An 18,557-nucleotide genomic window follows, 5' to 3' on the forward strand; every position below is an offset into this window, starting at 1 on the left:
CCTGCCGGAACCGGATCCGCTCCGTCCGATCACTTGAGGTGGCGGATGGAGTGCTCCTCGACGTAGGCGGACAGGCCGGCGGTGCCGAACTCGCGGCCGATGCCGCTCTGCTTGATGCCTCCGAAGGGCATGCGCAGGTCGAGCGAGGCGAAGGAGTGCGTGTTGACGAACGTGCTGCCCGCCTCGATGCGGCGGGCGAGGGCCAGGCCGCGCCCCGCGTCGCTGGTCCAGACCGAGGAGGCGAGACCGTAGTCGCTGTCGTTGGCCCACGCGACGACCTGGTCCTCGTCGTCGTACGCGATGAGCGGGACGACCGGCCCGAACTGCTCCTCGCACGAGACCGGTGCGGTGTGCTCGACGTCGCGGACGACGTGGGGTAGCACGTAGTAGCCGTTGTCCCACGAGGACGCGTCGACCTTGCGGCCGAGCTGGACGAGCTGGGCCGAGGAGTTGCGGGTGCGGTCGAGCAGGTCGAGGACCTTCTTGTACTGGGCCTCGTTGTTGAGCGGCCCGAAGCTGGACTCGGGGTCGAGGCCGTGACCGACGGCGTACTGGTCGACCCGCTCGCAGAACGCGTCGGCGAACCGCGCGTACATCCCGCGCGGAACGTAGATCCGCTTGATCGCGAAGCAGATCTGGCCGGTGCGGGTGTACACGCCGGTGAGCATGCGCTCGAGGGTGGCGTCGATGTCGGCGTCGTCGAGGACGATCGCGGGGTCGTTGCCGCCCAGTTCCAGGGTGAGGTTCTTGATCGTCGAGGCGGTCCCCTCGATGACCTTCTGCGCGGTCGACGTCCCGCCGGTGAATCCGACCTTGCGGACGAGGGGGTGGCTGACCAGGGCTCCGCCGACGTCACCCTCGCCGTGGACGACGTTGAGCACCCCGGCGGGCAGGACCTCGGCCATCCGCTGCAGGGCGAGCGTCAGTGCGGCGGGGGCGAACGGGGAGGGCTTGAGGACGAGGGTGTTGCCGGTGGCCAGGGCCGGGGCCAGCTTCATCATCGTCAGCACGACCGGCATGTTCCACGGAACGACGGCGGCGACCACGCCGCGCGGGGTCTTCTCCACGCTGATGAAGCTCTGCTCGTCGTCGAACTGCAGCGGCTCGACGAACTCCTCCACCAGGCTCGCCGTGTGCTGCAGCACGCCGGTGCCCAGTCCGAAGTCGGTCTGGGCCTCCCACAACACTCCGCCGTGCTCGCGGACGAGCAGGGGCGCCAGTTCCTCGCCGCTGCCGCCGAGGATGTCGGCTGCGGCGAGCAGCTTCTGCACGCGGTCGGCGGCGGGGGTGTCGCGCCAGCCGGGGAAAGCGGCGTGGGCGACACGGACGGCGCGGTCGACGTCCTCGACGGTGCCGACCGCGACGCGCGCGACGACGTCGTCGAGCTTGCCGGGGTCGTGCAGCTCGCGGAGGTCGGCGGCGGATGTCCGCCCGTCGATCAGGTGCCCGATCTCGGGAACGGTGGTCGGGGTCATGTCCGGTGGTCCTCTCGGTGGGGGCGTGAACCTCGGTGTTCGCACGGCCGGAGGCCTGATGCCGTAGATGTGACGTTTCTCAGACGGCCGTCGTCCATGGTTCATCGCCATGATGGTGCCGGGCCCGGACGCTGTCAATCCCGATCAGCGGAGGATTATCCTCTTTCGAGGCGCATGTGCGGACGTTCGAGACGTTCTACGGCTCACCGGCGTGATCGATCCCCAGTTCGGCCAGGATCGCGGCGGTGTGCTCGCCGAGAGCGGGCACCGCCCCCATCGGGAGCTCGACGTCGCGGAAGGTCATCGGCGGCAGCACGCCCCGGATCTCGCCCGCCTCGGTCGCCACCGACCGCCAGCGGTCGCGCAGCTGCGGGTGCTCGACGAGTGCGGCGGTCGAGTTGATCTGCGCGGCGGGGACGCCCACCTCGGCGAGCCGGTCGTCGAGGTCCTCGGTGGTCCACGTGCCGGTGAAGGACGCGACCAGTGCGTCGCACTCGGCGCGGTGCCGCACGCGTTGGACGTTGGTGGCGAAGCGGGGGTCGTCCGCGTGCTCGGGGGCGCCGAACACCTCTGTCACCAGCGCTCGCCAGCCGCGGTCGTTCTGCACGCCGATGAGCACCTGCCCGTCCTTCGTCGGGTAGGCGTCGTAGGGGGCGATCGCGGCGTGGCTGAGCCCCATCCGCGGGATCTGCCTGCCGCCGTAGAGCTGCATGTAGAGGGGGTGTCCCATCCACTCCACGGCGGAGTCGAACATCGAGACGTCCACGACCGCGCCCTCACCGGTCCGTTCCCGCCGGAACAGCGCCGCCAGCACGGACGTCGTCGAGTACAGGCCCGCGGCGATGTCGGCGCTGGGCACGCCCGTCTTCGTGGGGGTCTCGGGGGTGCCGGTCACGGCGACCATCCCGGACTCGGCCTGGATCAGCATGTCGTAGGCCTTGCGGTCCCTGCGCGGACCGCGCGTGCCGTACCCGGAGATGTTGACCACGACCAACCGCGGGTCCGCGGCCCGCAGGGTCGGCCCGTCGAGACCGAGCCGCTCGACGACGCCGGGCGCGGTGTTGTGCAGGAACACGTCGGCGCGTGCGATCAGCTCGCGGGCGACGAGGAGACCGCGGTCGGTCTTGAGGTCGAGGACGATCGACTCCTTTCCGCGGTTGAGCCACACGAAGTGCGAGGCGAGCCCGTGGACGGCGTGGTCGTAGTGCCGGGCGAAGTCTCCCTCGCCCGGCCGCTCGATCTTGACGACGCGGGCGCCGAGGTCGGCCAGGTGCCGGGTGGCGAGCGGCCCGGCGACGGCCTGTTCGAGGGCGACGACGGTGATGCCGGCCAGGGGGAGTGCGGCGTCCATGTGGGTCCGGCTCACGACTTCGCGAGTTCGGCGCGGACCAGGCCACCGCCGATGATGAGGCGCTGGATCTCGCTGGTGCCCTCGTAGAGGCGCAGCAGCCGGACGTCGCGGTAGATCCGCTCGACCGGGATCTCCTTCATGTAGCCGGCGCCGCCGTGGACCTGGACGGCGAGGTCGGCGACCTTCCCGACCATCTCGGTGCAGAACAGCTTCACCGCCGACGGGGCGATCCGCCGGTCCTCGCCGCTGACGTAGGCGCGGGCGGTCTCGCGGACCATGGCCCGCCCGGCGAGGACGCCGGTCGCCATGTCGGCGAGCATGGCCTGGACCAGCTGGAAGTCGCCGATGCGGTCGCTGCCCTGCCTGGTGTGGGCGGCGTGGCCGACGGATTCGTCGAGTGCGCGCTGCGCCGTGCCGACCGCGAGGGCCGCGATGTGCACGCGACCACGGGCCAGCGAGGTCATCGCCGCCCGGTAGCCGGCGGCCTCCTCGCCGCCGACGAGCGCGTCGCCCGGCACCCGGACGCCGTCGAACGCGACGTCGGCGGTCCACGCGCCCTCCTGGCCCATCTTGGCGTCCTTCGGCGCGACCTCGACGCCCGGCGTGTCCGCAGGGACCAGGAACACGGCGATGCCCGGGTTGCCCGGCTGGGGCTCGGCGGTGCGGGCGAAGACGACGAACAGGTCCGCGATGGGGGCGTTGGTGATGTACTGCTTGCGGCCGTCGATCACCCAGTCCTCGCCGTCACGGCGCGCACGGGTGCGCAGACCGGCCGGGTTGGAGCCCGCACCCGGCTCGGTCAGGGCGAACGACGCGACGACCTCGCCCGAGGCGATCCGTTCGAGCCACCTCTGCTTCTGCTCGTCGGTGCCGAACCCGACGAGCACCTGCCCGGCGATGCCGTTGTTCGTGCCGAACATCGAACGCAGCGACAGGGTCGTGTAGCCGAACTCCATCGCCAGCTCGACGTCCTGGGTGAGGTCGAGACCCAGCCCGCCCCACTGCTCGGGGATGGCGTAGCCGAACAGCCCCATCTCCGCGGACGCCGTGCGGAGGTCGTCGGGGATGCGGTCGGTCGTCATGATCTCGTTCTCGCGCGGCACGACCGTCGACCGGATGAAGGTGCGCACCTGCTTGCGGATGAACTCGAAGTCCTCGGCCGACACCGATGTCTCACTCATGATCGGGGGCTTCCTCTCGTGGGGTCGTCAGCCGGCGATGCGCTGCTCGCCGGCGGTGCGGCGGGCGCGTGCGGCGGCCAGGGTGTCCAACCGGGGGTGTGCCGGTCCGGTGCTCGGGGTCCTCACGCCGAGGTCGGCGAGGATCCCGTCCACCGCGGCGGCGAGCACGGGGGACGGTTCGGGTGCACCGTCGAGCAGCGCGCACGCGGCGGTGGCCCCGGTGGGGCGCAGGTACACGACGATGCCGCGGCCGTCTTCGGAGAACCGCTGCAGGGCGTCGTCGAGCGAGCGACGGCAGTCGCACAGGGCCGAGCGGAGGACGTCGCCACTGAGGCACCGGATGTGGACGTGGACCGGCACGTCCGCATCGATGGCGTCGAGTCGGCCGGCCACGAGTGCCATGTGTTCGGCACCGTCGGTGCAGCCGAGGTAGCCGACGGCGTGGAAGGGCCCGAACTCCGTCGGCAGGACGGTGCCGACCACGCGCTGCACCTGCGGCTCGGTCCGGAGCCGGTGGTCGACGATGTCGGCCACGGACAGCATCACGAGGCCGTGCTCCGCAGCGAAGCGCCCGAGCTCCGGGCCGCGGGCCATCTCTCCCGGCGCGTCCCGGGAGACGATCTCGCACAGCGCACCCGCCGGCGCGAGGCCGGCGAGCCGGGTGAGGTCGACCGCGGCCTCGGTGTGCCCCGGGCGCACCAGCACCCCGCCGGCCCTGGCCATCAGCGGGACGACGTGCCCCGGCCGGACGAAGTCGCGGGCGGTCGCGGTGGGTGAGCCGAGCGCGGCGATCGTGGCGGCCCGGGAGGCGGCGGAGATCCCGGTACCCGTGCCGGCGAGGTCGACGGTGACGCGGTAGGCGGTGCGGAACCGGTCGGCGTTGTCGTGATGCATCGGCGGCAGGGCGAGGCGGTCGCACTCTGCCTCCGGCAGGGCGACGCAGACGAAGCCGGAGGTGTGCCGGACGGTGAACGCGACCAGCTGCGGGGTCGCGAGGGCGGCGGCGAAGACGAGGTCGCCCTCGTTCTCCCGGTCGGCGTCGTCGACGACCACGACCGGTCGACCGGCGGCCAGCGCGACGAGGGCGGCGCGAACGCGGTCGTTCGAGGGGGTGTCCACGGGTGTCCTCACCGGTCAGAGTGCGGCGAGGCGCCGGAAGCGGCTGCCGTGGAAGACGAGGGGCGCGGCGTCCGGATCGGCGCTGACGCCGTGGATGCGCAGCAGCACGATGTCGTGGTCGCCGGACGGGACCTCGGCGTGGATGGTGCAGTCGAGCCACAGCGTGGCGCCGTGCACGTGGACGGCGCCGTCGTCGGAGGCGGTCCAGTCGGTGCCGGCGAACCGGTCGCCGGTCCTGCTCGCCAGCCGGGCGCAGACGTCGTCCTGGCCCTCGGCGAGCACGCTGAGCCCGAGCCGGGGCGCTCGCCGCAGGACCGGCCAGGTCGTGGAGCTGTGCTGCATGCACACCGACACCAGCGGTGGCTCCACCGAGACGGAGGTGAACGAGCTCGCCGCCAGCCCGACGGGGACGCCGTCGACGTCCGCGCAGACCGCGGTGACGCCCGAGGGGAAGCATCCGAAGGCCCGGCGCAGCTGGTCCACCGCCGTCACCGCTTCGATGCGCCTGTTCCGCCCGTCCATCGGGCCGCTCCCTCCCGGGGTGTCCGCTCCGACACCCACGACGGGGACGCTAGCTCCGGGCGAGGTCCGCGGACTGTTGCAGAATCGGCCACTCCCGGGCATCGGCGGTCGTGCGTGACGAGTGTCCCAGAAGAGAACACTCCGTCCTCTTGCCTTCGTGTGAACCTGCCGTTCCGACGCGCTGCACCGCGGCGCCGACGTCGACCCGCTCGGCCCAGCAAGGGAGCTGACATGGCACTGAAGTTCGGGACGTTCATGGCCCCGTTCCACACCCCCGTGGGCCAGGACCCCACCTACGCGATCGAGCGCGACCTGGCCGTCATCCGGCACATGGACATGCTCGGGTTCGAGGAGGCCTGGATCGGGGAGCACCACTCGTGCGGTGCCGAGCTGATCCCGGACCCGTTCATCTTCATCGCCTACGCGGCGCAGGAGACCAAGCACATCAAGCTCGGTACCGGAGTGGTGTCGCTGCCGTACCACAACCCGTTGTGGATCGCGGACCGCGCGCTGTTCACCGACCGGCTGCTGCGCGGCCGGTTCATGCTCGGCCTCGGTCCGGGCGCACTGCCCACCGACGCCACGATGATCGGCCTGTCTCTGGAGGAGCAGCGCGGCGCCTTCGAGGAGGACGTCGACGTGCTGATGGCGATCCTGCGGGGCGAGACGGTCACCCACGAGACGCCCCGCTACCGACTGCACGACGCGCGCACCCAGTTCGCGCCCTACAGCGACTTCGACATCGTCTGCGCGGCCATCGCCAGCCCGACCGGCCCGCGGGTGGCGGCGAAGAACGGCATCAACCTCCTGTCGGTCGGCGCGACGGCCGCCGGCGGATTCGACGCGCTCGCCCTGCACTGGGACGTCATGGAGGAGCGGGCCCCGCAGTTCGGGCACACCCCGGACCGGGCAGGTTGGCGTCTCGCGGGCCCGATGCACCTGGCGGAGACCAGGGAGCAGGCCATCGAGGACGTCCGCCACGGCCTCGACGACTGGTGCCACTACACCCAGCACATCCTCGCCGCCCCGCACTTCCGCGCCGCCGGTGAGACGTTCGAGGAGCGGGTGGCCTTCGTCAACGAGTCGGGTCTCGGCGTCATCGGCACCCCGGACGACGCCGTCGCCCAGATCGAGCGGCTGGAGAAGCAGTCCAAGGGCTTCGGGTCCTACCTGCTCATCCACCACGAGTGGGCACGGCACGCCGCCACGCTCAGGAGCTACGAGCTGTTCGCCGAGTACGTGAGGCCGAAGTTCCAGGGCAGCGCGTCGCGCCTGCAGCAGGCCTCGGACTACGCGACGTCGCGCTGGACCGAGCTCAACGACCGTCAGGGCGCCGCGATCCAGGCGGCGACCGACCGGCACGCCAAGGAGCGCGCCGACGCGGGCAAGGCCTGACGGACGCAGACGCGGCGTCGACCGTGGGGGGGTCGACGCCGCGCGGAGGATCGGGGACGCTGGACGGGGTGCCCCGGAGGGATGGGTTCATGATCGACGACGATCGCGAATGGCTGGAGAACGGCAGCCGGCCCGGCTCTGTGCTGCGCCCGGAGATCGCGAACTCCTGGCGCCGCAGCCGGCTCAGCGGCGTCAGCCCCGACACGGTGGCGATCCTGCCCGGCGACGCCCCGCTCGACTCCAAGATCGCGCGGGTCGCGGTACCGGTCCTCAGCTCCATGGCCGAGGTCCTGATCGGCGCCAACACCAGCCTCCTGCTCAGCGCCCCCGACGGCACCATGCTCTGGCGCTGGGACGAGGACAGCCGGCTGAGCGCGCTGCTCGACCGCAACTCCGCGGTCGTCGGCACCCGGTGGAGCGAGGACGTCGTCGGCACCAACGGACTCGGTACCTCGTTGGAGACCGCGCAAGCGATCACCATCCACGGATCGGAGCACTTCGCCGAGGCCCTGCACCCCTTCACGTGCGCGGGCGCCGCGATCCGCCACCCCATCACGCGACGGGTCGCGGGCACGCTCAGCGTCACCAGCCTGAACCAGGACGCGAGCCCGCTCATGGCAGCCACGCTGCTCAAGCTCGTCAGAGAGGTGGAGGAGCAGCTCTACGGCGCCAGCACGCTGCGCGAGCGCGAGCTGCTCCACCACTTCCTGGCCGAGCGACGACGGGCGGACAGCGCTGTCGTGGTGGTGAACGGGGACACGGTCATCGCCAACAAGGCCGGGGCCAAGCTCGGCATCGACCACCGTTCACTGTGGAACCAGGTGGCGGCCGGTCGGGTGCGGACGGCCGAGGTGGTGCTCGAGCGCTCCGAGGAGATCAGCTGGCGGGCGATCGAGCACGCCGGCTCGGTGGTCGGACTGGTGATCGTCGCCGACCCCCCGGCTGACGACTCCCCGGCCGCCGCGTCGCCGGGTGGCCTGACCATCGCGCCGCGCACCCCGCACTGGTCCGACCTGCCCGCCCGCCTGCGGTCGGTGTCCCGCGGCTCGGACCGTTTCCTCGTCACGGGAGAGTCCGGTGTCGGGAAGCGGACGTTGGTGCAGGAGACGTTCGGGTCATCGGGGCCACTGCCCGAGCTCGACGGCGCCGAGGCCGAGGAGGTCGGGTCGAGGCAGTGGCTCGCGGTGGCACGGGAACTCCTCACCCGTACCGTGGAAGACCCCGCGGAGCCGGCGCTGCTGCTGTCGCACCTGGAGTCACTCACCCTCGGCGCGTCCCGGTCGCTGGGCCGGATCCTCGACGGCCTGCCGCGGTCCGGCGGCGCGCTGCGGGTCATCGCGACCTGGACGCCGACCGGGGTGGAGGCCGGGCCCGCGCTGCAGTCCGTGCTCGACCGCTTCGCCTCGGAGCCGTTCGAGGTCCCGCCGCTGCGCCGGCGCCCCCAGGACATCACCGGGCGACTGGTGGACCAGGGCGCGACGATGCCGGTGCTCTCCCCGGCGGCCGTCGACCTCGTCGAACGCCACCCGTGGCCCGGCAACCACCGCCAGCTCGAGGAGTTCCGGCGCTGGATCGGCAACCAGCGCCGACCGGTGCTCGACGTCGCGGACCTGCCGGCGCGGTGGTCGCGCGACGCGGCCCGGGCCGGGCTCACCGCCATTCAGGCTGCGGAGGCCGACGCGATCAGCGCATCGCTGTCCGCGCACGACGGCAACAAGGCCGCGACGGCCGCCGAGCTGGGGATCTCCCGATCCTCGCTCTACCGCAAGATGCGGGAGTTCCACCTGACCTGACCGCGCCTCAGCGGTAGACCATGCCCCCGTCGATCAGCACGGACTGACCGGTCATGTACCGGCCGTCGGGCCCGGCGAGGTAGGAGACGAAGCCGGCGACGTCGTCCGGCGTCTCGGCCCGGCCGAGCGCGATCGTCCCCACGAACTGCTCGAAGGTGGCACCCTTCTCGGCCCCGGTATGGCGGGCGAACTCCTCGTCGACCGTGACCCACATGTCGGTGTCGACGACACCGGGGCAGTAGGCGTTGACGGTGATGCCGTCCGCGGCCAGTTCCTTCGCGGCCGACTGGGTCAGTGCCCGCACGGCGAACTTCGTCGCGCAGTAGGCGCTGAGCATGGCGAAGCCGTCGTGCCCCGCGATGGACGACGCGTTGATGATCGCGCCCTTCGTGCCGTGCTCGCGGAACGTCGCCGCCGCGGCCTGGATGCCCCAGACCACGCCCTTGAGGTTCACCCCGATGATCGCGTCCAGCTTGTCGGGGGTGACGTCGAGCAGCGGCTCGACCTGCACCATTCCGGCATTGTTGACCATGATGTCGAGCGGTCCGAGCTCGGCACGGGCCTGCGCGACGGCGGCGAACACCTGGTCCCGATCGCTGACGTCGGCCCGGATCGACGCGCTCCGGCGACCGATCGCGCGGATCTCGTCGGCCACCGTCGCGGCCTTGGCGTCGTTGAGGTCGACGACGGCCACGTCGGCGCCGTCGCGGGCCAGCCGCAGTGCGATGGCCCGCCCGATGCCCTGTGCCGCCCCGGTCACCAGTGCGACCGACCCCGAGATGTCACCCATGACGCATCCCTCCGCTCGACGTTGAGACGACCAGTCTCGGCGGGCATCCGACCGGCGGGTGTTCGGTCTTGAAACAGATCGGGCGCTCAGGTCCGTTCGACGTGCGCACGCACCCGGGTGCCGTCCTCGCTGGTCCAGCCCTTGCGCGCGGCGTAGGCGAGCATCCCCGCGAGGTCGTCCTCCCACCCCGGTCCGACCCGGTCGCCGGCCATCCGGCGGATCGTCGCGACGGGCACCATGACGTGGCCCGACTCGAGGACCTCGCCCAGCCCGGCGCGCTCGGCACTCGCGGCGAGATCCCCGTCGTCGAGCTCTGCGGGGCAGTGGACGGAGAACGCCGTCACGTCCTGCGGGTCGACGAGCTCGACCGAACCGGTGCTGATGACGAAGTGCATGCGGGCAGTCTCGCCGGTTCTCCCCGCATGCGGTGTCCGTTCCTGGCACAGCGTCGCCGTACGGACGTGGGACGCCGGATGTGTCCCAGAACCGAACAGCACCGCGGGCCCCGGTCGTGTGACCGTGATCTCCCTCGACCGGCGGACGACGTGCCGGTCTCGATCCGACCCCGAGTGAGGACGACGATGCCCGCACCGACCTTCGGTCTCTGGTACGACTTCCGCAACCCCGCGCAGTGGAGCCAGCCGATCGGCCGGCTGTACCGGGAGACGATCGACCAGGCCGTCTGGTCCGAGCAGCTCGGCTTCCGGTCCGCGTGGTTCAGCGAGCACCACTTCGCGCCCGACGACTACGCCTGCTCGCCGCTGATCGCCGCCGCGGCCGTCGGGGCGCGCACGACGGAGATGCGGCTCGCGACGAACATCATCGTCGCCGCCCTGCACAACCCGGTCCGCCTGGCCGAGGACGCGAACGCCCTGTCGCTGATCACCGACGGGCGGTTCGACCTCGGCGTCGGGCTCGGCTACAACGAGCGCGAGTTCACCGCGTTCGGTCGGGTCCGCAAGCAGCGGCCGAGCCTGTTCGAGGACGCGATCGCGATCATCCGTGCCGCGTGGAGCGGGAGCGACGCGGGCTACGAGGGCAAGCGGTTGTCGATGCCGGCCGTGCGGGTCACACCGATGGCGGAGAAGACGCCGCGGATGCCCATCGGCGCCGTGGCCCCCAAGGGGCTGGAGCGCGCCGCGCGCCTGGGCGACGGGGTCATCACGCTGTCCAACGACCACTTCCAGGTGTACCTCGACGCGTTGGTCGCCAACGGCAAGAGCCTCGAGGACGGCGCCATCTACGCCAGCCAGTGGGTGGTGCTGGCCGAGGATCCCGAACGCGAGTGGGCCCGGATCGGCGAGCACGTGCTGTACCAGGTCAACAAGTACATCGAGTGGGGCTCGTTCGAGGGGTCGGGCGTGCCGGACCACTTCGACACCCCCCAGCAGCTCCTGGACTTCGGCGTCTACAAGCTCTGGGACGCGGCCGCCGGTATCGAGGAGATGACCGCACTCGCCGAGCAGAACCCGCAGATCCGCGACTTCCACTTCTGGGCGCAGTTCCCCGGCGAGACGGTCGAGTCGGGCTCCGCACGCGTGCAGTACATCGCCGACCACGTGATCCCCGCGGTGCAGCAGCGGCTCGAGCCCACCACCGCCACGGTCTGACCAGCGTCCATCGAGAGGCGACCATCATGCGCGACGAGATCTACTGGGTCGTCACCGCAGCACTGCGGCCCGACGACTACGACGCCTTCACCGAGGCGATCACCCCGCTCGTGGCGGCCACCCGCGAGGAGCCGGGTTCGAACGCCTACGACTACAGCGTCAGCAGTGACCGCACCGTGGTCCACATCTACGAGAGCTACCGCGACTCGGCCGCGGTGGTCACCCACGTCGAGGACACGTTCTCCCGGTTCGCCGAGGAGTTCGGCCGGCTCGTCACCATCGACGGGTTCGTCGTCTACGGCCGGCCCGACGAGGCGGCGAAGAAGATCCTCGACGGGTTCGGCTCGACCTACATGACGCCGTTCCTCGGCTACACGCAGTCCGACGCCCGATGACCGGGGCCCCGCCCACCACCGGGGTGCACCACTTCTCGCCCACGGTCTCCGACGTGGAGGCGTCCGCCGCCTGGTACACGCGCGTGTTCGACCTCGACCGGTTACCCGGCGAGGCCCGCCACCACGGGGACGAGGACGGCGGGTACGCGATCCTGCTGCTCGACCGGCGGACCGGGCTGCTCATCGGGCTGCACCACCACGACGGGCACCACGGCGGGGCGTTCGACGAGCAACGGGCAGGGCTCGACCACATCGCCTGGGGGGTGCGGAAGCGGTCCGATCTCGACGCGTGGGCCCGGTGGCTCGACGAGATCGGTGTGCCCCATTCCGGAGTGATCGACAAAGCGGCACGGAAGTACTCGGCGATCGTCTTCCGGGACCCCGACGGGATCCAGCTGGAGCTGTTCCACCGCAACGGGTGACGGTCGCGGAGCCCACCGCCGGCCGCCGAGAACCTTCCCTCATCCACAACCCGAGACCACGAGGAGTTCGAAGCATGCGAGCAGTCGTCTACCGGGGGCGCAACGACATCGCGGTCACCGACGTACCGGAGCCGGGGCTCGGCGCCGGGCAGGTCCGGGTCCGGGTCGGCTTCAACGGGATCTGCGGTACCGACCTGCACGAGTACTTCGACGGTCCGATCTTCGTGCCGACGGAGCCGCACCCGCTCACCCACGACCAGCTGCCCGTCGTGCTCGGTCACGAGTTCGCCGGGACCGTCGTCGAGGTCGGGACGGGTGTGACCGGCCTGTCCGAGGGCGACCGCATCGCGTGCGAGCCGGTGTACCGGTGCGGCGAGTGCGCACCGTGCCTGGCCGGGCGCTACAACATCTGCACCAGCGTCGGCTTCCACGGGCTGTCCACCGACGGCGGGATGGCCGAGTACACCGTCATCGACCAGATCATGGCGCACAAGCTGCCCGACTCCGTCTCGACCGAGCTCGGCGCGCTGGTCGAGCCGATGTCGGTGGCCTACCACGCCACCATGCTCAGCGACGCCGCGCCGGACGGCACCAGCATCGTCTTCGGCGCCGGTCCGATCGGCATCGGCCTGTGGTTCGCGCTGCGGGGGCGGGGCATCGAGGACGTGCTGGTCGTCGAGCCGTCCGCCGTGCGCCGGGCGGCGATCGAGGGGCTCGGCGCGCGTACCCTCGATCCGACGACGACCGACGTCCCCGCCTTCGTCGCCGACCACACCCACGGCCGCGGGGTCGACGCCGCCTTCGACGCCGCGGGCGTGCGGGCCTCGGTCGAGGGGGCGCTGCTGTGCCTGGGCCCGACGAAGGCGTTGGTGAGCGTCGCGATCTACGACAAGCCTCTGGAGACCTCGCTGATCCAGCTGGTGCTCCGCGAGGCCCGCATCCAGGGCACCCTCTGCTACACCGGTGACGACTACCGGGCCGTCATCGACCTGATGGCCCGCGGGCACTACGACACCACCGGTTGGGTCGAGCAGATCGCGATGGGGGACGTGCTCGCGGAGGGCTTCGAGGCGTTGCGCGCCGGGCAGAAGATGAAGGTGCTGGTCGACCCGACGCGCTGAGGCTCGGGCAACGGGGGATCGGGGAACGGGGGATCAGGGAACGACGACGAGCTTGCCCGCGGTGCCGCCGTGCTCCATGAGGGTGTGCGCCTCGACGATGCCGTCGAGGTCGAAGGTGCGGTCCAGGGGCACCACGGCGCGGCCGCCTGCGACGTCGTCGAGGAACTCCTGCAGCACGGCGGGCGGGAGGTCGGAGGCGTCGCCGCCGTAGGCGGAGAGGCGGACGCCGCGGGGCAGGTACTCGATGGGGTAGAAGTCGGGGACGGTCCAGCGGTTGGACAGCATTCCCGCGAAGCAGACCACGCCGTGGACGCGCGTCGCGGCGAGCGTGTCGGGCAGCGTCGGGGTGCCGACGAGCTCGAGGGCGACGTCGACGCCGTCCGGCACGATCGCGCGGACCCGCGCGGCGACGGCGCCGTCGTCGAGTACGGCGTGGTCGACCCCGGCGCGGTGCAGCACGTCGGCCCGGCCCAGGTCGCGGGTGGTCGCCAGGACCGCCAGGCCGCGCCGCTTGGCCAGGACGGCGGCAGCCAGCCCGATCGACGACGTCCCGCCGCGGATCAGCAACGTCTGTCCGGGCTGGGCGTCGAGCCCGACGGTGAGGGCGCCGTACGCGGTCTGGAGCATCTCGGGGACCGCTCCGAGGGTGGCGGCGTCGAGGTCGCTGCGGAAGGCGATGACCTGGGTCGCCGGCACGCAGGTGTACTCGGCGTAGCCACCGTCGAACGTGCGGCCCATACCACCCATCATGGCCGCGACCTGCTGACCGGGATCGAACTCGCCGCCGGGGCAGACGGCGACGACTCCGGTCGCCTCGATGCCGGGAACCCGCGGGAAGGTGACGCCCTCGCCGAGACCGAGGCGGGTGTGCAGTTCGGAGCGGTTGAGGCCGGACGCCGTCACGCGGATCAGCACCCAGCCGGGTGCGGGGTGCGGGACGGGGATCGTCCTGACCTGCAACGCCGCGGGCGGCCCGGGTCCGTCGAGCACGACGGCGCGCATGGTGGCCGGGACGGCGACGGTCATCGGGGCTCCTCCGGATCGGTACCCCGCGTAACGGAGATCCGACGGTGATGATTCCGGCTCGCCCGGCAGGGATCAGGCGGGTAGGAAACCGCGGAGCAGGTGCACGAACTCGGCGCCCTTCTCGATCTGTGTCCAGTGCCCGCACCGGTTGAACACGTGGAGCTGTGAGCGGGGGATCAGCTCGTTCAGGCGAATCGAGGAGGACAGGGGGATGACGCGGTCGTCGCGGCCGTGCACGACGAGGGTGTCGTGTCGGATCGCCCGCAACGACGCGTCGGGCAGGGCGAGGGCGTCGACGCCGTCCTGGCGGGGTGCGGGGAACATCGCGGAGTAGGACTCGTGGACGCCGGGGCGGATCGAGGCCTCGTAGCGCAGCCGCGCGAGGTCGGGTCCGAGCAACGACCGGTCGTAGGCGAACAGTTCGAGCAGGGCGGCCATGTTCTCGACCGAGGGCTCGTAGCCCCAGACGGCGTCCAGGCCGGGGGTGAGCGGGAAACGGGTGCCGGCGCTGCCCATGAGCACGAGCCGGTCGACGCGGTCGGGGTGGCGGTCGGCGAGCCAGAGCGCCAGCGCGCCGCCGAAGCTGTTGCCGACGACGGAGACCGTCGGCAGGTCCAGGGCGTCGAGCAGGCCGACGAGATGGTCGACCCACGCCTGCCGGGTGAACTCGAAGCCGGTCGGGTGGTCGGTGTAGCCGAAGCCGACGACGTCCGGCGCGATCACCCGCCGCTCGGTCGACAGGGCGGGCAGGACCCCGCGCCAGTTGGCCCAGGCCGAGACACCGGGACCGGACCCGTGCACCAGCAGCACCGGCGCTCCGGTGCCCTGGTCGTGGTAGTTCGTGCGGATCCCGGCCGCCTGGATGCTCCGGCCGATCTCCGGGTCCGCCTCGGTCACGGTCTGGGTCATCACTGACCTCTCGTTCGTGGTTCGGGGCGCGACACCACCCCCGGTTCGCTCGAACAGTAGCAAGAACATTCGCTACGTAGAAGGTGTGACCCAGAGCGCTTGGTCCACCGATCCGCAGGTAGATGCCCCGTTGACGCTGAGCGCGGTGCGCGTTACCTTCATGCAGAATCACAAACCTTCCAGCCCGTCCCCGGCCTCGTCGGATCAGGTCCGACCCGGCGGGACGTCGATCTCCCACGAAGGAAGTGCTGCAGTGACGCAGACGATCAGCGAGACGTCCGCCGCGACCGCGGGGGAGAACTCCCGTCGGCCCTTCACCGGCGCGGAGTACCTGGAGAGCCTCGACGACGGTCGAGAGGTGTGGATCCACGGTGAGCGGGTGCAGAACGTCGCCGAGCACCCGGCGTTCCGCAACACCGCCCGGATGGTCGCCCGGCTCTACGACGCCATGCACGACCCGGCGAACGAGGGCACCCTCGCGGTGCCGACCGACACCGGCAACGGCGGGTTCACCCACCCGTTCTACAAGGCGCCCTACTCGCCGGCCGAGCTGCGCGCGGGAGCGGAGGGTTCGGCCGCGTGGGCCCGGATGACCTACGGCTGGCTCGGGCGCAGCCCCGACTACAAGGCGGCGTTCCTGTCGACGCTGGGCTCGCACACCGAGTTCTACGCGCCGTACCAGGAGAACGCGAAGCGCTGGTACGCCGAGGCGCAGGAGCGGCTGCTCTACGTCAACCACGCCATCATCAACCCGCCGGTCGACCGGGATCTGGGGATGGAGGCGGCCGGTGACGTGTTCATGCGCGTGGTCGAGGAGACCGACGAGGGACTGATCGTGTCCGGGGCGAAGGTGGTGGCCACCAACTCGGTGCTGACCCACTACAACTTCGTCGGCAACTACGGCCCGCTGCCGGTGAAGTCCAAGGAGTTCTCGGCGATCTTCATGGTCCCGATGAACACCCCCGGGCTGAAGCTGATCTGCCGCCAGTCCTACGAGCTCAACGCCGCCACCAACGGCAGCCCGTTCGACTACCCGCTCTCGAGCCGGCTCGACGAGAACGACTCGATCCTGGTCATGGACCGCGTACTGGTCCCGTGGGACAGCGTCTTCTGTTACGACGTCGACAAGGCCAACAACTTCTTCGCCGGGTCCGGGTTCGTGTTCCGGGCGATGCTGCACGGCTGTGTGCGGCTGGCGGTCAAGTTCGACTTCCTGGTCGGGCTGCTCACCAAGGCCCTGGAGATGACGGGCACGTCGGGTTTCCGCGGGGTCCAGACGCGGGTGGGCGAGCTGGTCTGCCTGCGCAACCTGTTCTGGGCCTGCGTCGACTCGATGGTCGACAACCCCGCCCAGTGGGCGGACGGCACCTACGTGCCCAACCCGGACTCCGCCGGGGTCTACCGGCTGATGATGACCCAGGCCTACCCGCGGGCGAAGGAGATCTTCGAGCAGGACGTCGCCAGCGCGCTGATCTACCTGCCGTCGAGCGCGGAGGACTGGAAGAACGCCGAGCTCCGCCCGTACCTCGACCAGTTCGTGCGCGGCTCCGGCGGGCGGTCGGCCGAGGACCGGGTCAAGTTGATGAAGCTGATCTGGGACGCGATCGGGTCGGAGTTCGGCGGGCGCCACGAGCTCTACGAGCGCAACTACTCCGGCAACCACGAGAACCTGCGGATCGAGGCCTACCTGGGCCAGCTGCAGACCGGTCAGATCGCCGGCTACCAGGAGATGGTCGACCGCTGCATGTCCGAGTACGACCTGAACGGCTGGACCGTGCCCGACCTGGTCGACAACGACGACGTCCGGCACAACGGCGGTAGCGGTCGCTGAGGACGGGTACGCGCCCGCGGCCGTGCCGGCGCCCGAGACACTGGCGCCGGCACGGCCCGCGGGACGGGCTGACGGATGCGGCGGCAGGGAGGCACACGTGGTCAGGGAGACGGGTCCGAAGGCGGTGCGCGGGACGTCCTCGCGGGCCGAGGACATCGCGGACCGGATCGAGATGGAGATCCTGCGCTCCGGGCACCCGGCCGGGACCAGGCTCGGGCTGCGCACCGAGCTGATCAGCCGGTTCGAGGTGAGCCCCGGCGTGATGAACGAGGCGCTGCGGCTGCTGCGGGAGCGGGAGCTGATCACCGTCAAGCCCGGTCCGAGCGGTGGCGTGTTCACCGCCGACCAGCCACCCGGTGTCCGGTTGGGTGCGCTGGACCTGTGGTTCCAGGGTCTGACCATCCCGCCGCTGGAGATCTTCGAGTCCCGCATGCTGCTGGAGGAGATGTTCAACAACCTCGCGCTGCAGCACTCCACCCCGCACGACCACGTCGCGATGGAGCGCGGTCTGCAGCGCATGACCACCTCCGCGGGCGACCCGCGCGGGTTCTTCGAGGCCAACGTCGAGTTCCACCGGGCGATCGCCGCCTCGACGCGCGTCACCGTGCTGACCTCGATCTACGACAGCCTGGTCACCGTCCTGACCGGCGCATTGGTCCGGGCCGTCTGGACCGACGGCCACGAGGAGACCATCGACCACAACCTGCGGGTGCACGGGCAGATCCTCGAGGCCATCCGCGCGAAGGACCGCAAGCGCCTGGAGACCGCGACCCGGTTGCACCGGGTCGACATGGTCAGCATCGCCCAGCCGGAGAAGTCCCCGGTCGTCCACATCGACCTGAGCCCCACCGGCAGCACCGCCACGCACGACGTCGGCTGACGACGTGTCCACATCGACCCGGTTCGTCCGACGAGGGAGAGAGCCACCATGGGGAGCCCGACCACGCCCGGAGCAGGCACACCGGACACCGTGACGGAGGTGATCGAGCCCGGGCAGCTGCGCTCGTGCCTCGGGCGGTTCGCCACCGGGGTGACCGTGGTCAGCTACACCCACGACGACCAGCCCCGTGGGGCCACGGTCAACGCGTTCAGCTCCGTGTCGCTCGATCCGCCGCTGATCCTGGTGTCCCTCGCCCGCACGTCCAGGGCGTGCCCGCTGCTGCAGGACCGGCCCTTCACCGTCAACGTCCTCTCCTCCCGCCAGATCGGGGTGGCCATGACCTTCGCCGGGCGCCCCGACCAGGCCGCGGTCATCGAGTGGGAGCACGGCCGCCACGCCCCCCGGCTGCGCCATACCCACGCCACCCTGGAGTGCACGCCGTGGCGCTCCTACGACGGCGGCGACCACGTGCTGTACCTCGGCCTCGTCGAGGCCATCGCCATCCGGGACAGCGAGCCCCTGCTGTTCTACGGCGGATCGTTCCACCGCCGCGGCGAGGGGCTGGACTCCTCGGGGCGCAGCACCCGCGGATCGACGCCCATCGCCCTGCCCCTGCAGGTCGAGGCCATGGAGGAGCTGAGCCGGGAGTTCGTCGCCGGCTGGATCTGACCTCCCGACACCCCACACGTTCCCACGGATCCCACCGCTGCCCGGCCATCGGGCGGCGGGCGATGCCG

At 71.2% G+C, this 18,557-nt stretch carries 18 protein-coding genes; 9 read left to right on the top strand and 9 right to left on the bottom strand.

Going from position 1 to position 18,557, the window contains the following annotated elements:
• Window positions 1–29: 29 nt before the first annotated feature.
• The 5 genes from I4I81_RS02355 to I4I81_RS02375 all read right to left on the bottom strand — a co-directional run bounded on the left by I4I81_RS02355 (window position 30) and on the right by I4I81_RS02375 (window position 5,648).
• Entirely contained in the window at window positions 30–1,475 is a 1,446-nt protein-coding gene (locus tag I4I81_RS02355; RefSeq protein ID WP_218601410.1) for an aldehyde dehydrogenase family protein, read from the bottom strand.
• Window positions 1,476–1,671: 196 nt separating this feature from the next.
• Window positions 1,672–2,826 carry a CaiB/BaiF CoA transferase family protein gene (locus I4I81_RS02360; RefSeq protein ID WP_218601420.1) on the bottom strand — a complete coding sequence of 385 codons (1,155 nt, stop codon included), beginning with the start codon at window positions 2,824–2,826 and terminating at the stop codon, window positions 1,672–1,674.
• Window positions 2,827–2,837: 11 nt separating this feature from the next.
• Window positions 2,838–4,007 carry an acyl-CoA dehydrogenase family protein gene (locus I4I81_RS02365; RefSeq protein ID WP_218601409.1) on the bottom strand — a complete coding sequence of 390 codons (1,170 nt, stop codon included), beginning with the start codon at window positions 4,005–4,007 and terminating at the stop codon, window positions 2,838–2,840.
• A 27-nt stretch (window positions 4,008–4,034) separates the two neighbouring features.
• Complete coding sequence (gene ribB / locus I4I81_RS02370; RefSeq protein ID WP_218601408.1) at window positions 4,035–5,126, bottom strand: 3,4-dihydroxy-2-butanone-4-phosphate synthase; 1,092 nt, start codon at window positions 5,124–5,126, stop codon at window positions 4,035–4,037.
• Between the two features lie 15 nt (window positions 5,127–5,141).
• Complete coding sequence (locus tag I4I81_RS02375; protein ID WP_218601407.1) at window positions 5,142–5,648, bottom strand: flavin reductase family protein; 507 nt, start codon at window positions 5,646–5,648, stop codon at window positions 5,142–5,144.
• 231 nt (window positions 5,649–5,879) lie between these two features.
• Between I4I81_RS02375 and I4I81_RS02380 the strand changes: the two genes are divergently transcribed.
• Together I4I81_RS02380 and I4I81_RS02385 are read left to right on the top strand one after the other, a co-directional pair.
• Window positions 5,880–7,043: an LLM class flavin-dependent oxidoreductase gene (locus tag I4I81_RS02380; RefSeq protein ID WP_218601406.1), complete on the top strand. Its 1,164-nt coding sequence runs from the start codon at window positions 5,880–5,882 to the stop codon at window positions 7,041–7,043.
• Window positions 7,044–7,132: 89 nt separating this feature from the next.
• Entirely contained in the window at window positions 7,133–8,836 is a 1,704-nt protein-coding gene (locus I4I81_RS02385; RefSeq protein ID WP_218601405.1) for a sigma-54-dependent Fis family transcriptional regulator, read from the top strand.
• A 7-nt stretch (window positions 8,837–8,843) separates the two neighbouring features.
• Here I4I81_RS02385 and I4I81_RS02390 read toward each other — a convergent pair whose 3' ends face one another.
• Window positions 8,844–9,626, bottom strand: coding sequence for an acetoin reductase (locus tag I4I81_RS02390; protein ID WP_218601404.1), 783 nt, complete (start codon window positions 9,624–9,626; stop codon window positions 8,844–8,846).
• An 86-nt stretch (window positions 9,627–9,712) separates the two neighbouring features.
• Window positions 9,713–10,021 carry a hypothetical protein gene (locus tag I4I81_RS02395; RefSeq protein WP_218601403.1) on the bottom strand — a complete coding sequence of 103 codons (309 nt, stop codon included), beginning with the start codon at window positions 10,019–10,021 and terminating at the stop codon, window positions 9,713–9,715.
• Between the two features lie 186 nt (window positions 10,022–10,207).
• Here I4I81_RS02395 and I4I81_RS02400 point away from each other — a divergent pair, with 186 nt between their 5' ends.
• The 4 genes from I4I81_RS02400 to I4I81_RS02415 all read left to right on the top strand — a co-directional run bounded on the left by I4I81_RS02400 (window position 10,208) and on the right by I4I81_RS02415 (window position 13,174).
• On the top strand, window positions 10,208–11,236 hold the full coding sequence (locus tag I4I81_RS02400; RefSeq protein WP_218601402.1) for an LLM class flavin-dependent oxidoreductase: 1,029 nt from the start codon (window positions 10,208–10,210) through the stop codon (window positions 11,234–11,236).
• A 26-nt stretch (window positions 11,237–11,262) separates the two neighbouring features.
• On the top strand, window positions 11,263–11,631 hold the full coding sequence (locus tag I4I81_RS02405) for a putative quinol monooxygenase (protein WP_218601401.1): 369 nt from the start codon (window positions 11,263–11,265) through the stop codon (window positions 11,629–11,631).
• On the top strand, window positions 11,628–12,053 hold the full coding sequence (locus I4I81_RS02410; RefSeq protein ID WP_218601400.1) for a VOC family protein: 426 nt from the start codon (window positions 11,628–11,630) through the stop codon (window positions 12,051–12,053). Before I4I81_RS02405 ends, I4I81_RS02410 begins: the two co-directional genes overlap by 4 nt.
• Window positions 12,054–12,127: 74 nt before the next feature.
• Complete coding sequence (locus tag I4I81_RS02415; RefSeq protein ID WP_218601399.1) at window positions 12,128–13,174, top strand: 2,3-butanediol dehydrogenase; 1,047 nt, start codon at window positions 12,128–12,130, stop codon at window positions 13,172–13,174.
• A 33-nt stretch (window positions 13,175–13,207) separates the two neighbouring features.
• Here the strand turns inward: I4I81_RS02415 and I4I81_RS02420 are convergent, their stop codons facing one another.
• Window positions 13,208–14,176 carry a zinc-binding alcohol dehydrogenase family protein gene (locus I4I81_RS02420; RefSeq protein ID WP_218601419.1) on the bottom strand — a complete coding sequence of 323 codons (969 nt, stop codon included), beginning with the start codon at window positions 14,174–14,176 and terminating at the stop codon, window positions 13,208–13,210.
• A 96-nt stretch (window positions 14,177–14,272) separates the two neighbouring features.
• Window positions 14,273–15,109 carry an alpha/beta fold hydrolase gene (locus I4I81_RS02425; protein WP_225924463.1) on the bottom strand — a complete coding sequence of 279 codons (837 nt, stop codon included), beginning with the start codon at window positions 15,107–15,109 and terminating at the stop codon, window positions 14,273–14,275.
• Between the two features lie 253 nt (window positions 15,110–15,362).
• On the opposite strand from I4I81_RS02425, the gene I4I81_RS02430 reads away from it, so the two are divergent.
• The 3 genes from I4I81_RS02430 to I4I81_RS02440 all read left to right on the top strand — a co-directional run bounded on the left by I4I81_RS02430 (window position 15,363) and on the right by I4I81_RS02440 (window position 18,489).
• Window positions 15,363–16,940: a 4-hydroxyphenylacetate 3-hydroxylase family protein gene (locus tag I4I81_RS02430; RefSeq protein ID WP_226363701.1), complete on the top strand. Its 1,578-nt coding sequence runs from the start codon at window positions 15,363–15,365 to the stop codon at window positions 16,938–16,940.
• A gap of 97 nt (window positions 16,941–17,037) precedes the next feature.
• Entirely contained in the window at window positions 17,038–17,820 is a 783-nt protein-coding gene (locus I4I81_RS02435) for a FadR/GntR family transcriptional regulator (protein WP_218601397.1), read from the top strand.
• A 90-nt stretch (window positions 17,821–17,910) separates the two neighbouring features.
• Window positions 17,911–18,489 (top strand): flavin reductase family protein, encoded by a 579-nt coding sequence (locus I4I81_RS02440; protein WP_218615770.1) that lies wholly within the window; start codon window positions 17,911–17,913, stop codon window positions 18,487–18,489.
• Window positions 18,490–18,557: the final 68 nt, after the last annotated feature.

This window comes from Pseudonocardia abyssalis (assembly GCF_019263705.2).
GTDB classification, from domain to species: Bacteria; Actinomycetota; Actinomycetes; order Mycobacteriales; family Pseudonocardiaceae; genus Pseudonocardia; species Pseudonocardia abyssalis.

Excerpts from the sequence above, each read along its gene's own strand:
- I4I81_RS02355 (WP_218601410.1), bottom strand. The coding sequence starts at position 1,475 with ATGACCCCGACCACCGTTCCCGAGATCGGGCACCTGATCGACGGGCGG.
- I4I81_RS02360 (WP_218601420.1), bottom strand. The coding sequence starts at position 2,826 with ATGGACGCCGCACTCCCCCTGGCCGGCATCACCGTCGTCGCCCTCGAA.
- I4I81_RS02365 (WP_218601409.1), bottom strand. The coding sequence starts at position 4,007 with ATGAGTGAGACATCGGTGTCGGCCGAGGACTTCGAGTTCATCCGCAAG.
- I4I81_RS02375 (WP_218601407.1), bottom strand. The coding sequence starts at position 5,648 with ATGGACGGGCGGAACAGGCGCATCGAAGCGGTGACGGCGGTGGACCAG.
- I4I81_RS02380 (WP_218601406.1), top strand. The coding sequence starts at position 5,880 with ATGGCACTGAAGTTCGGGACGTTCATGGCCCCGTTCCACACCCCCGTG.
- I4I81_RS02385 (WP_218601405.1), top strand. The coding sequence starts at position 7,133 with ATGATCGACGACGATCGCGAATGGCTGGAGAACGGCAGCCGGCCCGGC.
- I4I81_RS02390 (WP_218601404.1), bottom strand. The coding sequence starts at position 9,626 with ATGGGTGACATCTCGGGGTCGGTCGCACTGGTGACCGGGGCGGCACAG.
- I4I81_RS02395 (WP_218601403.1), bottom strand. The coding sequence starts at position 10,021 with ATGCACTTCGTCATCAGCACCGGTTCGGTCGAGCTCGTCGACCCGCAG.
- I4I81_RS02400 (WP_218601402.1), top strand. The coding sequence starts at position 10,208 with ATGCCCGCACCGACCTTCGGTCTCTGGTACGACTTCCGCAACCCCGCG.
- I4I81_RS02405 (WP_218601401.1), top strand. The coding sequence starts at position 11,263 with ATGCGCGACGAGATCTACTGGGTCGTCACCGCAGCACTGCGGCCCGAC.
- I4I81_RS02410 (WP_218601400.1), top strand. The coding sequence starts at position 11,628 with ATGACCGGGGCCCCGCCCACCACCGGGGTGCACCACTTCTCGCCCACG.
- I4I81_RS02415 (WP_218601399.1), top strand. The coding sequence starts at position 12,128 with ATGCGAGCAGTCGTCTACCGGGGGCGCAACGACATCGCGGTCACCGAC.
- I4I81_RS02420 (WP_218601419.1), bottom strand. The coding sequence starts at position 14,176 with ATGCGCGCCGTCGTGCTCGACGGACCCGGGCCGCCCGCGGCGTTGCAG.
- I4I81_RS02425 (WP_225924463.1), bottom strand. The coding sequence starts at position 15,109 with ATGACCCAGACCGTGACCGAGGCGGACCCGGAGATCGGCCGGAGCATC.